This window comes from Paracoccus sp. NFXS7, from assembly GCF_040148865.1.
GTDB lineage: Bacteria > Pseudomonadota > Alphaproteobacteria > Rhodobacterales > Rhodobacteraceae > Paracoccus > Paracoccus marcusii.
Genome location: NZ_JAKEKV010000015.1, coordinates 31,400 through 43,874, shown reverse-complemented (window position 1 = coordinate 43,874; position 12,475 = coordinate 31,400). Strand labels below are relative to the sequence as shown.

Here is a 12,475-nt window from a genome sequence, read left to right as displayed (position 1 = left end):
TGCCGGCCGATCGACAGGTCCGGATGGTCGCGTTCGACCATGCCGTTCGGCATCGTCTCTCGGACCAATGGCGTTCCAATGCCTCATCCCTTCCCGCCCCAGGGCTTCAGCTTTCTTTCCAAAAAAGAGAACTCAGGGGCGTGCTGCTTTCGTTTCGACATCGTCGATCTCCCTCGTGACGAAGATCAGCAGACAGCAAAAACAGAGCTTACGTCAGTGCCCAGCTTTCAGGCGGCACCTCAATCCGTGCGCTCGCGGCCGTTTTAGGAGGCATCCCGGACGCGGATAGGAAGCGACATGCAGCGGTTTTCCGTGGCGTCGCAAAGTCAGCCAAACCAGACGACGCTGTCGTAATGGAAGGCCTGCCGCCGATAGTGGTAGCCTCTTTTCCGGGTCCATTTCACTTGGCGCGGCTTCTCGAAGCAGCAAGTTCTGCGCTTATCGAAGTAGCAGTCATCAACGTTGACCCGCCAGACGGTGTACCTTCCGATCGCTGGCATCATTCGATGGCGCGAGTCGCGAAGAAGAGGACTTATATCTGGTCGAACCACCTCGCTGCATTCAGGGCAGGCTACCTCGAACCCGGCACATCCTGTGCAGTTGTTTTTACAAAAGGTCCAGGCAAATCGACCACCGCGCAATTAAATTCATGCAGCTCTTCTGCGAGATCTGAAAAGTTGTTTTCCTCGCGCCAACCCATGCACTGGTCGATCAGACCGCCCGGGTCTTGCGGGCCGCCTTCCCGAACACCAGCGTTAAGGGACAGAGGGCAGAGGATTTAGAGGAAGACACGTTGCCTGAAGAGTTGCCCGACATACTAGTAATGACCCGGGAAGCATGCCTCTACGCGAGCCATATCGAGCCTGAGAGCTTTGCGGAAATCGGACTTCTCATCCGCGACGAGTGCCATCTGATCCATCCGAAGACTGACAGAGATCTGCGAGCTATCGACGCAATGCTATGCCTGATCCGCTTTACTCGGGTTGACCCAGATGCGGATCTTGTCCTCCTATCGGCTATGGTGACGAACACGGGAGAGATCGCCGAATGGCTTGGGAAGTTGACGGAATGCCGGTCCATCCCTCTTGATGACGTTTGGAAGCCGACCCGACAGTTGCGGGCTGCGTCGTGTACCAAGCGGACGCGATCGAACGTCATAAGCAGCATATAAGAGAGGCTTGGCAGAAAAGAACCATACTAGGTCCGCCCGCTACACTCAATCGAACCCTAAACGCTGCTCCATTCGGTTTTTTCAGCTTAAAGCAGACATGGGCGTCAACAAGGCGCGATGAGTACGCACTGCTCTCGCTTTTGGACCATGAGGTCCTATTGTCCACTAATAAACAATGGGGTCTGACCCTAGACTCGGGTGAGCTTGCGTCGCAAATTGCTGCTTCGGCATCAGCTGCCGGACTCTGGACCCTCGTCTTTTCCCAGTCAGTTCCCAACGCATGGTCGATCGCCAAAAAGGCGTCGGCGATCATCAACGCTCCTCCGACCGAGCTTACGGCAATTGAAAAGCGTCTATACGAAACAGTAATCGATGAAATAGGTAACGCGGGCGATGCTTATCTCGTCGTCGAGAACGTTGCTCTGCAAAGCGCCGCCATGGCCCATCACCGCCTTTTGCTTCCATATGAAAGCGACTTAGCGGAGAGGCTATACGGTCGAGACGGCGGTCTAGAGGTTCTCGTCGCGACACCCACCTTAGCGCAGGGGATGAAGCTGCCGGCCGACTTGGTGATCATCGCTGAGGACAGTCGCTTTGATCGTGAAACGAACCGCCGTGATCTTCTCGATGCCGCTGCGTTGCTGAATGCCGCCGGGCGGGCCGGACGCGCGGGTCAGAGCGCTTCGGGTATCGTGCTTATTATTACCGGTAGGGTTGTTCCTCTTTCAGATAAAGATGGTACGATTGGTAGGCAATGGACGCAGCTCCGCGAGGTCTTCAGCCAGTCCGATCAGTGCTTAGTTCATGAATATCCATTTGAAGCCGTCATGGACCGTATTCATTACGAAGCGGAGGACGCCGGAGATCTGGAACGGTATGTCGTCAGCCGCCTGACGGAGACCCATTTGGGTGGCGAAGACGGAGGCCGCATCGAATCGATTTGCCCCGAAGCCTTACAGCTTTCCGAAAGCAGAAAGCGATTTAAGAACAATGGGTTGAGATCCGAACGAGGGCCGCTCTGTCTGTCATATCCCCCTTGGATCAAGATGCCGCTGTGCTCGATCAGAGCTACCGGGACCTTGCTTCCATGGTAGGCCTCCCGGAGGACGTGCTCAAAGCTTTGTCCGACGCTTTGAACGATGCCCCAGATGATATGGCAGGCACCGTAGCCGGGATCTGCGAGTGGATGTTCTCATGGATGCAGGCCAATCCAAGGCTATCTTATTCGAATGATCAAGCCGTCCACTTTCGACGATCTGTTCGGAAAGGCCTATGGGGATCTGCCATCTGATAGTGAAAAAGCGCAGTATTTAGTCCCCAAGCTTAACGCGACGCTTCAACAGTGAATGGATGGCGCACAACTGAACAAAATCCAGCCGATGATATCGCCGAAGGGTGCTGCGGCGCAGTTCTCGCCTGACGCACGCAAGTTTGTGATCCGTGTGATCCCGGACTTGGCACATATAATGGGTTTGCCATCTCGTATTATGCAGGTCTTTATACAAGGAGGATCTGAATCCAGTACGGTGGAGGAGGCGGGCCCTCTCCTCCTTACTCATGTCTGCGTTCGGCGTGGGCTGCGAGATGCAGAGATGGCAGCCGTTTTCGATGTTGGACGGAACGTTGCCGCGAAGAGCGATCCATAGGGCGTTCGAGGACGTGCGCCCGCATGTAGCTGGAGCAGAAAGCGGTGAAACGATTGAAGGCCTCAAAGAAAGGGTTCGTGTAGGGAGGGATCTCAAAGAGGTGATTGAAGCGTTCTCAAGTATCGATACTGGTCCATTCGCCAGCACTCAGTTGTGACAAGAGGTGCACAGCAAGCATAGAGCAGGCGCAGCGAAAGTCGGCTTTCCTTCCTTCGTATCGGCCTTTGAGTTGACGGGTACACGAGTCCTGCAACTGCAGCGGACTTCTGGAAGGTCCCGCATAAATGACGGATGGGGGCTATCGTGAACCGTTCGCTATGCGGGACCTTACGGTCGTTCGCTCCAGGTGCAGCGTTACTGGCCCTCTGTTCGTAGGGATCGCCGCAAACGGTGAAATGCAGTCTGTAATTTGTGCAGCATAGCCATTACTTTATCAGTTTAAGAGCGGACACTTGCTCCGCTAAGTCATTCGCAATCCGACAATACGCAGCAAAGACGTCGGACCCCGTCGAGACTACCCCTAGTTCCTCAGAAACGCATCGAGCACATGCACCCCTGCCTCGCTCAATGCAGTGGCGCCTGTGCGATATGGTGACTGCTCCGAGTTCAGCTCCCCGTAGATTGCGGACAATTCGACATAGCGGTCATGGTTGATCCGGTTCGACGCTGGCAGAGCCGATATGTCCACAATCGCGATGTTGGCAGCGCGTGCGGCTCTTTCCACCCTGGGATCGGCGACGTCCAGCGCGCCAACCCGGGCCCGGTGGCTAGAGAGCCGGGATGACAAATCCAAGGCTCGATCGTCCTGCGAGACCAGAAGGGTCATCGTTCGGGCCATCGGACCGATCACGGCGATCTGCGCCCGGAAAACATCGGGGTCAATGTCCGGGGCCGCCATGACGACAGACAACTGGTCCAGAACATCATCTTGTCCTTCCAGCTTTAATTGTCGCAGAGCCTCCATGGTCAGTAGCCCCCCCATCGAATGCGCAACGACCTGGACTGGGGCGCCCTCGGCGTCGTCGACCAGCGCGGACAGCGTTCGCGCCAGCCCGTCACGCGAGAAAGCCACCGCATCTTTGTCAGCCAGATAAGCAAAAGGGGACCCCGCAGACGGCCACGAAAACAGCACCGGCACTCCATCAGCCCGGGAATCGACGGAAAGCTGCACCAATCGATAGAGTGCCTCGGGGAAGTTGTGATTGAAGCCGTGAACAAAGACGACAACACCTGATCCCTTGCGCGGGTCATTGGACACCGCTGTTCGGAATTCGTCTTCCCTCATAATAGTGCTGTCCACCGTGGCAAAGCTGGTGGCCGGGTCAGTCTGACCCCCTGGCCACTCTATCCGCCCCGTTTGGTGTCCGGGGGGTGTCGACATTAAGAAGGTGGCATAGCTGGGACCAAGTGATGGGACATATCCAAAGTCTGTACTGTCTGCCGTACGGGGGGCACGCGTGGTTGCGACGTAGACCTGCGTGATCTGTGCATCTTCAACTATCGCCGAGGTCGGGCGAAGCACCTCGTTCGTTGGACGTGCGCCGCAGGCGGAAATTGTCATAACTAACAATGCCGCAGTGATGGATCGCATCTGATGTCCGGGAACAAAACAGAAAGGTCTATTGGACCATCCTATCATTCTGGCAACTCCTCTTTGCCGATGCGACGGCTGCCTAGACACTTGGCTACTCGTGCTTACTGGCAGGAATACTCAGCGAGATGTCTCCTTTCGCGCTGAGTGCCGTCTGCCGAAACCCGAACATCCTCAATAAAGCATAGCGGGACATCTGCGTGTCATGATGACGCACGACGGCGGCAGAAATACGAGATTTTTCTTGTATGAAACTAACGCAACCTAAGGTTACCTTTTCGTGAAGAGGGCTCGATATTTTTGCTGGGCTTGCGGTCACAACGACAAAGGGTGCGCGATGTGCTTTGCCTGTTTTGAGGGTGTCAACAAGCCGGGAACACAGAGTTTTTGTCACTGCGGACGGCCAGAGACGCAGACGGCGATGCGCCGGATCGAGGCCGACATATCTCGTCGACAGATGATCGGCGGCATGGCGGCCGTGGTCGGGATGTTCGCGGGTTTCGGCCTTGCACCGCGGGAGCTTCGCGCCCAGACCCCGGCCCGCCCTCTGCTACTGACCAACCTCAGGTTGTTCGATGGAGAGACCTTGTCGATGCGCCAGGGCGTCGACATCCTGATCGAAGGCGGGCGCATCGCTGGGCTTCCGGCGGCCGGTCAGGGCCCTGAGGACGCCGAACGCATTGATTGCGGCGGGCGCAGTGTGATCCCCGGACTGATCGATGCGCATTGGCATGCCACGCTGGCATCGGTCAGTCAGGTCGTTGCCTTGACGCAGGATATCGGGCTGGTCCATCTGCTGGCCGGCCAGCAGGCCGGTGCCACGCTACAGCGCGGTTTCACCACCGTGCGTGATGTGGGCGGACCTGCCTTTGGCCTGAAGGCCGCGATTGACCGGGGTGTGGTCGAAGGCCCCCGCATCTTCCCGTCGGGTGCAATGATTTCTCAGACCTCAGGGCATGGCGATTTCCGCTTTCCCAACCAACTGCCGCTGATGCCGTCGGACAAGGCAGATTATGCCATGCAAAACGGCATGACTGCCATCACCGACGGGCCCGCCGACGTGCTGCGGCGGACGCGCGAGCAGCTTATGAAGGGTGCCAGCCAGATCAAGATCATGGCGGGCGGTGGGGTCGCCTCTCCCTCTGATCCAATCGATTCCACGCAGTTCCTGGAAGAGGAGATGCGCGCGGCCGTCCAGGCGGCCGACGACTGGAACACATATGTCTGCGCCCATGTCTATACCTCGCGCGGGATTCAGCGCTGCATCCGCGCCGGCGTGAAGTCCATCGAACACGGTCAGCTGGCTGACGAGGAGACAGTCCGAATGATGGCCGATAACGGCGTCTGGTGGTCGCTGCAGCCCTTCCTGGCCGACGAGGATTCGAACCAGTACGCCGATCCCGCAGCCATTGCCGCGCAGAAGATGGTGGCGGAGGGCACGATGCGTGCATTTGACCTCGCGCGGACGCACAGCGTGAACTGGGCCTTCGGCAGCGACGTGCTGTTCGGCGGCGCTGAAAAGCAGGGGCGGCATCTGACCAAACTCGCGCGCTTCATGACGCCGCTCGAGGCGCTGCATCGTGCAACCGGGGCGGCGGGGCAGTTGCTGGCCATGTCGGGACCACGTGCCCCCTATGACGGGCGCCTTGGCGTGATCGCGCCGGGAGCCCTTGCCGACCTGCTGGTCGTCGAAGGCGATCCGGAGGCTAGCCTCGCCTGGTTGGAGGACACCGGCAATCTGCGGCTGATCGTCAAGAACGGCCGCATCCACAAGAACAGCCTGTGAAAGGAAGATGACGATGCGTTTGACCAAGCTGCTGGCGGCGATGGCCGTGATCGTTCTGCCTGTCCTGCCCGCTGCCGCGCAGGACAGTGCCTGGCAGGGCCAGGTCACGGCCTATGTCTGGGGTGCTGGCCTCGGCGGCGATGTCACGCCCTTCACCGGCGCCCCAACCGTCGAGGTCGACAAGTCCCTGTCGGACGTCCTCGACAATCTGGACGGCGCCTTCTTCCTGTCTAGCTATGCCCGCCGCGACCGCTTCGTGTTGATGGGTGACCTCAGTATCGCGTCGGCCAGCGAAGAGGGGATGGTGCCGCCAGGCATTCCAGCGCGCGCCAATATCCGCCAAAGCTCGCTGACCCTGCTGGGTGGCTACAGGGCAGTCGATCTGCCGGAAATGCACATGGACGTCCTGGCGGGCACACGACTGTGGCAGATCGAAGGGACAGCCGACGTCTTTGGTGGCGCGATCACGCGCAGCGGCGGCAAGTCCTTTGCTGACCCGGTCGTGGCCGTTCGTGTGAACTACACCTCGTCGCCGCGCTGGAGCGCCCTGTTCTATGCCGATTATGGTGGATTTGACGTCGGAGGCTCACATGACACCAGCCAGATCGTAGCTACTGCCAACTATCAAGTAACCGATCAGCTTTATCTTTCTGGCGGCTATCGGCAGCTGAATGTGGATTATCGTGATGGCGGTACCCGGATTGACATGACGATGGCGGGGCCGATCATTGGAGCAACCTTGCGGTTCTAGGTTGCCGCGACTGCTAGCGCATGATGTTGCGCGGTTAGCGACGGAGGCTGAGTTGCTGCGATAGGCCGAGCGCTCATGCTACGACTGCATTAGCTGCAGGTGGCATGAGTGTCGTCTATAGGCTTTTCACGTCCATGTTGCCTGGCAGTCCTAAGACTGCTTTTCAGAGATATGGTGATCGCGGGCACCGCGATCGCTGATCCAGTGGACAGCCGCGCCTCTGCTTCGCTCTGGCACGCCTGCCGATCTTTCGTTTCTTTTTCCGCCTGCCATCCGGCCGGCGATCTGAACACGGGCTCTGGTGCCGCTGCGCGTCAGCCTCCACGGAGAAATCCGGTTCCTCCCACGCGCGAGGCGCGCGGGTCCCTCCCAATTTCACCGCTCCGGCCCCGTGTTCAGATCACCGTCCGGCCGCAGGTCGGGCTGCGCCCACCCTGCCTTGCCCTTCGGATGACATGAGGTCATCCAAAGCGAAAAGCAGAGATAGCTTCGCCACTGGCGGAACAGGAAGGAGCGGGCGGAGATATGGGGCCACCAAAAAGGCAAAGCCGTGACCAAAACGGCAATTTTGCCTAGTGTTCACAAAAAAGGAAAAATGGTGCACCCGGAGCGATTCGAACGCCCGACCCCCAGATTCGTAGTCTGGTGCTCTATCCAGCTGAGCTACGGGTGCAACATGCGGTGGGAATTAGCGGCCACGCCGGGGGGATGCAAGGGCGAAAAGACAAAAAGATGACTCCTTTTTGGCAAATCGTCCTTCAGCGCGCCGCAGCATCGGCGCGGGCCGACAGATCGGCCATCCCGCGGGGGATGTGGATGCAGAACTGGCTGCCCTCGGCATCGCTGCGCAGCAGGATCAGCCGGCCCCCGTGCCCACGCACCAGATCGGCCGCGATCGTCAGACCCAGGCCCGTGCCGCCGCGGCGCGTGCTGCCCGTGAAAGGCTTGAACAGGTACTCGCGCGCCTTGTCCGGCAGGCCCGGTCCCGAATCGCACACCTTGATCCACCAATCGCTCTCTGCCTCGCCGGCGCCGATCTCGACCGTGCCGGGGCCGCCGGTCGCCTCGATCGCCTGGCGGGCATTGCGGGCCAGGTTGGCCAGCACGCGGTACAGCTGATCGCGATCGGCGCGGATCACAAGGCTGGGGGGAATGTCGGTCAGGAACTCGACCCGCCCTGCCGCCTCCCCTGCCAGGGTCTCGGCCTCGATCACCTCGGCGGCCAGCTGCGCCAGGTTGAAGCGTGACAGCGTCGGCGCAGGCTCCTCGGCCTTGCCGAAGGCCAGCGTCGTCTCGCACAGGTTCACGGCGCGGGTGATCGAATTGACCAGCTTGGGCGCGGCTCGGCGCACCTTGGGGTCGGCGCTGTCCTCCAGACGGTCGGCAAAGATCTGCGCCGTGGTCAGGATGTTGCGCAGGTCGTGGCTGATCTTTGCGATCGCCTGGCCCAGCTGTGCCATCCGCTCCTTCTGCTTGAGGGAGGACGTCACGGTCTGCTGCATCGACTGCAGGGCGGTCTCGGCCTCGCGGAGTTCCGCCAGGCGCGCGTCGGGGATGATGATGTGGCGGCTGTCCTCGGGCGCGCTGGCATAGGCGGACATGTGTGTGATCACGCGGCGGATCGGCACCAGGATCATCCGTTGCGCGGCTGTGAAGAGCAGGACCGCCGTCAGGATCGAGAACGCGGCCGATACCGCCAGCAGGCGCAGGCCGTAGTCGATCATCGCCTGACGCAGCGGCGCGGTCTCCATGGTGATCTCGATCAGCTGGCCCGCCTGATTCACCGGTGCGCCGATGACGCGGATCACGCGATTCTGTCGGTCGGCCAACGCCCGCAGCGAATCGCCGATCGTGTGCAGCACACCTTCGGACCGCAGATCATACGTCGCGGCGATCGGGCCCGGGATGGGCGACGACAGGACCAGCTGGCGCACGTCGTTGCGCCGCAGCACGACGTTGAACACGCCGGCCGTCTGCAGCAGCTCGGCCTCCAGGTCCAGGGCGATCGATTCGTCGGTGGCCAGCAGGGCCAGGCTGGCGATCTGCGCCCGTTCCAGCCGGCTCTCCAGATAGTCCAGCCGAAAGCCCGCCAAGGATGGCAGCAGGATGAACAGCTCTGCCAGGATGACGAACATGGTTGTCAGCGCGGCGAATCGGCCAGAGATCGTGTTCAGTCGCATCGTGTCCGGGTTATGGTGTCGCGGGCCGGACTTGTCAGCCAAGCGATTGCGGGTTTGCACATCAAACGAATGTGATCGTGACCCGGTTCCCGGACCGATTGGCCCGTGATTTACCGGTTTGGATGGTTGACGTGGGCCTGCGGGTCCACTATCCAGCGGGCTTCGAACAACCGGCGTCGTGGCGCAGGGCAGTCTTCTGCAATCTGCCCCGTCCCGATCCGCCCCGCAAGAACCGACCCGGAGACTGATCATGAAGCGCACCTTCCAACCGTCGAACCTCGTTCGTGCGCGCCGTCACGGCTTCCGCGCCCGCATGGCCACCAAAGGCGGCCGTCTGGTGCTGAACCGCCGCCGCGCCAAGGGCCGCAAGCGTCTGTCGGCCTGATCATTCGTGATCCTGCCGGCGGTCACGACCGCCACGTAAAGGCTTTCAACATGCCGCCTCTGCCCCATCCTGCTGAAGTTCAGCCAAGGGATGTCGGCACGGCGGCATTTCGCATGCCGCCCGTCCTGCAGAAACGCGCCGATTTCCTGGCCGCCGCCCGTGCGCGGCGTCAGGGAATGCCAGGCTTCCTGCTGCAGGCCCGCAGGCGGGACGATGACGGCCCGGCACGGATCGGATTCACCTGCTCCAAGAAGATCGGCAATGCCGTGGCCCGCAATCGGGCCAAGCGGCGCCTGCGCGAGGTCGCCCGCCTTGGGCTGGGCGATCTGGGTCATGCCGGATGGGACTATGTCCTGGTCGGTCGCCCCGAAGCGACCATCGCCCGGCCCTTTGCCGATCTGCAGGGCGATTTCGCGCGCGCCATGGCCAAGATCCACGCATGAGCCCGCTGGCACGCCTTGTCGCGCTGCCGGTGCGCGGCTATCGGCTGCTGGCCTCTCCTTGGGTCGGGCATGGCTGCCGGTTCCAGCCGACCTGTTCGGCCTATGCGCTGGATGCGCTGGCCCGCCACGGCGCCCTGCGCGGCAGCTGGCTGGCCCTGCGGCGCATCGGGCGCTGTCATCCCTGGGGCGGGCACGGCTATGACCCGGTGCCCGGCGCCGATCCCGACCATGAAAGGGCCCGCGATGCTGGACGACGCTGACACCACCGAGATCCACCCCCTGTTCGCGGGCGCCCCCCAGGGGACCGAGTTCCGCAAGTTGCGCAAGCGGCTGGTCCGCGAGACCCGTGCCGCGATCGAGGATTACGCGATGGTCCGCCCCGGCGACCGTTGGCTGGTGTGCCTGTCGGGCGGCAAGGACAGCTATACCCTGCTGGCGATCCTGCACGAGATGCAGTGGCGCGGGCTGCTGCCGGTCGAGCTGTTGGCCTGCAACCTTGACCAGGGACAGCCCAACTTTCCGGCCACGGTGCTGCCCGAGTTCCTCAAGGCGCGCGGCGTGCCGCACCGGATCGAATACCAGGACACCTATTCCATCGTGAAGGAGAAGGTCCCGGCCGGCCGCACCTATTGCGCGCTGTGTTCGCGTCTGCGCCGCGGCAACCTGTACCGCATCGCGCGCGAGGAGGGCTGTTCCGCCGTCGTGCTGGGCCATCACCGCGACGACATGTTGGAGACGTTCTTCATGAACCTGTTCCATGGCGGTCGCCTGGCCACCATGCCGCCGAAGCTGCTGAACGAGGATGGCGACCTGACCGTCCTGCGCCCTCTGGCCTATGTGGCCGAGGACGATTGCGACCGCTTTTCGCGGGCGATGAACTATCCCATCATCCCCTGCGATCTGTGCGGAAGCCAGGAAGGGCTGCAGCGCGTCCAGGTGAAACGCATGCTGGACGAATGGGAGGCGCGGACGCCCGGACGACGGCAGGTGATGTTCCGGTCGCTGATGAATGTCCGGCCGTCGCACCTGCTGGATACTGAACTATTCGATTTTTCCGCGATTTTCCCGCCCGAACAGGGTGATAAGCCCGCCCTTCCGCCGATCCTGCGCGATCTGGCCGGGGAACATTAACGGTACGACAAGCAATTTGATCTATTCCTGACCCCGGTGATTCCGTGAAAGGTCCGGTATGTCAAAGAATGCGAACCGCTTGTTCTCGCCTCTCCGCAGGCTGCTTGGCGGCGCCAAGCGGGGTCAGGACCTGTCCCGCAGCCTGCTGCTGATGCGGCTGGAGAACACCGAAGCCCTGGGCAACATCCTGGACAAGGCCGCGATGGGGCACCTGATGGTGCAGCTGTCGATGACCCTGGGTGGCGCGGTGCGTCCCTATGATCCGGTGCAGGTGCTGGCGCCCGGCCTGTTCGCCTTCGTGCTGCGCGACCGGACCGACCGCGACGCGCTGCAGGTCGCGCGCAGACTGCACCAGCAGGGACAGACGCCCGTCGCCCTGTCGGGCCAGCAGGTCACCCCGGTGATGACCGGCGTTCTGATCCATGCAACGACCCCCGACCTGCCCTCGATCACCGCGCTGGTCGACAATGCCCGCCAGCGGATGAACCTGGTCGAGGATTGCGCCCTTGGCCAGCTGCGTCTCTATCCCTACGACCCTGCCCTGTCCGGGCCGGGCCTGATCGCGACCGTCAGCGATGCGGTGGTCGCGGCGCAGATGGAGGCATGGTTCCAGCCGCAGGTGTGCTGCAATTCCGGCCAGATCACCGGGTTCGAGGCACTGGCCCGCTGGAACCACCCGACCCGCGGCATCCTTGCCCCGGGGGTGTTCCTGCCGCACATGTCGCCTGCCGATCACAACACCCTGACGCTGTTCATGCTGGCGCAGTCCATGGCCGCGCTGAAGACCTGGGACAAGGCCGGGTTCGACGTGCCGACCGTGTCGATCAACATCTCGAACTGCGAACTGTCGGACCGCGGTTTTGCCGACTGCCTGCTGTGGGAGCTGGATCGCCACGAGATCTCTCCACGCCGCCTGGTGGTCGAGGTGCTGGAAAGCGTGGGCCCCGTCACCAGCAGCGGAGAGACCCGCGAGAACCTGCGCAAGCTGGCCGAGGCCGGATGCCAGATCGACCTGGACGATTTCGGCACCGGCTATGCCAGCCTGGACGCGATACGACAGTTCGGGATCAACCGTATCAAGATCGACCGCAGCTTCGTCACGGCCTGCGACATCGACAACGGCCAACAGCGGATGATTTTGGCGATCCTGGCCCTGGCCGAGCGGTTGGGCATCGCGGCCCTGGCCGAAGGGGTTGAAACCCGCGAGGAATATGCGTTCCTGGCGCAGATGGGCTGCGACGAAGTCCAGGGCTATGCCATCGCCCGGCCCATGCCGCTGACGAAAAGCCTGGACTTCCTGGCCAGCCACGCGGACGCCGCGGCGCGCCTTCCCACGATCGGCCTGCGCGGCTGACACCCGCCCCACTGACCCACGCCCCGCGGTCGCACGC

At 61.7% G+C, this 12,475-nt stretch carries 11 protein-coding genes, 1 tRNA gene and 1 pseudogene; 10 read left to right on the top strand and 3 right to left on the bottom strand.

Annotation, left to right across the window (positions count from 1 at the left end):
- From LZ686_RS17630 to LZ686_RS17625, 3 genes and pseudogenes are all read left to right on the top strand, one after another.
- The coding region (locus tag LZ686_RS17630) for a hypothetical protein (RefSeq protein ID WP_349548617.1) at window positions 1-267 on the top strand (267 nt) is incomplete at its 5' end.
- A 418-nt stretch (window positions 268-685) separates the two neighbouring features.
- A pseudogene (locus tag LZ686_RS18875) lies at window positions 686-1,171 on the top strand (DEAD/DEAH box helicase); the annotation flags it as partial.
- Between the two features lie 140 nt (window positions 1,172-1,311).
- Window positions 1,312-2,265, top strand: coding sequence for a hypothetical protein (locus tag LZ686_RS17625; protein ID WP_349548616.1), 954 nt, complete (start codon window positions 1,312-1,314; stop codon window positions 2,263-2,265).
- 1,072 nt (window positions 2,266-3,337) lie between these two features.
- Here the strand turns inward: LZ686_RS17625 and LZ686_RS17620 are convergent.
- A complete protein-coding gene (locus LZ686_RS17620; protein WP_162198030.1) occupies window positions 3,338-4,102 on the bottom strand; it encodes an alpha/beta hydrolase in 765 nt (254 codons plus the stop codon).
- Window positions 4,103-4,745: 643 nt separating this feature from the next.
- On the opposite strand from LZ686_RS17620, the gene LZ686_RS17615 reads away from it, so the two are divergent.
- Both LZ686_RS17615 and LZ686_RS17610 read left to right on the top strand, forming a co-directional pair.
- Window positions 4,746-6,194, top strand: a complete 1,449-nt coding sequence (locus tag LZ686_RS17615; protein WP_349548615.1) for a metal-dependent hydrolase family protein — start codon at window positions 4,746-4,748, stop codon at window positions 6,192-6,194.
- Between the two features lie 13 nt (window positions 6,195-6,207).
- Window positions 6,208-6,945, top strand: a complete 738-nt coding sequence (locus LZ686_RS17610) for a hypothetical protein (RefSeq protein WP_349548614.1) — start codon at window positions 6,208-6,210, stop codon at window positions 6,943-6,945.
- A gap of 596 nt (window positions 6,946-7,541) precedes the next feature.
- On the opposite strand, the gene LZ686_RS17605 is transcribed toward LZ686_RS17610, so the two are convergent.
- Together LZ686_RS17605 and LZ686_RS17600 are read right to left on the bottom strand one after the other, a co-directional pair.
- Window positions 7,542-7,618: transfer RNA gene (locus tag LZ686_RS17605), tRNA-Arg, on the bottom strand.
- 85 nt (window positions 7,619-7,703) lie between these two features.
- Window positions 7,704-9,125 (bottom strand): sensor histidine kinase, encoded by a 1,422-nt coding sequence (locus tag LZ686_RS17600; protein ID WP_046000117.1) that lies wholly within the window; start codon window positions 9,123-9,125, stop codon window positions 7,704-7,706.
- Between the two features lie 250 nt (window positions 9,126-9,375).
- Between LZ686_RS17600 and rpmH the strand changes: the two genes are divergently transcribed.
- The 5 genes from rpmH to LZ686_RS17575 are packed head-to-tail and all read left to right on the top strand — an operon-like array spanning window position 9,376 to window position 12,438.
- Window positions 9,376-9,510 carry a 50S ribosomal protein L34 gene (rpmH, locus tag LZ686_RS17595; protein WP_042247969.1) on the top strand — a complete coding sequence of 45 codons (135 nt, stop codon included), beginning with the start codon at window positions 9,376-9,378 and terminating at the stop codon, window positions 9,508-9,510.
- A 50-nt stretch (window positions 9,511-9,560) separates the two neighbouring features.
- Entirely contained in the window at window positions 9,561-9,953 is a 393-nt protein-coding gene (gene rnpA / locus LZ686_RS17590; RefSeq protein WP_127897959.1) for a ribonuclease P protein component, read from the top strand.
- Complete coding sequence (gene yidD / locus LZ686_RS17585) at window positions 9,950-10,213, top strand: membrane protein insertion efficiency factor YidD (protein ID WP_045982129.1); 264 nt, start codon at window positions 9,950-9,952, stop codon at window positions 10,211-10,213. The genes rnpA and yidD overlap by 4 nt, the downstream gene beginning before the upstream one ends.
- Window positions 10,197-11,084 carry a tRNA 2-thiocytidine(32) synthetase TtcA gene (gene ttcA / locus LZ686_RS17580; RefSeq protein WP_349548613.1) on the top strand — a complete coding sequence of 296 codons (888 nt, stop codon included), beginning with the start codon at window positions 10,197-10,199 and terminating at the stop codon, window positions 11,082-11,084. Before yidD ends, ttcA begins: the two co-directional genes overlap by 17 nt.
- A gap of 58 nt (window positions 11,085-11,142) precedes the next feature.
- Window positions 11,143-12,438 carry an EAL domain-containing protein gene (locus LZ686_RS17575; RefSeq protein ID WP_052714703.1) on the top strand — a complete coding sequence of 432 codons (1,296 nt, stop codon included), beginning with the start codon at window positions 11,143-11,145 and terminating at the stop codon, window positions 12,436-12,438.
- Window positions 12,439-12,475: the final 37 nt, after the last annotated feature.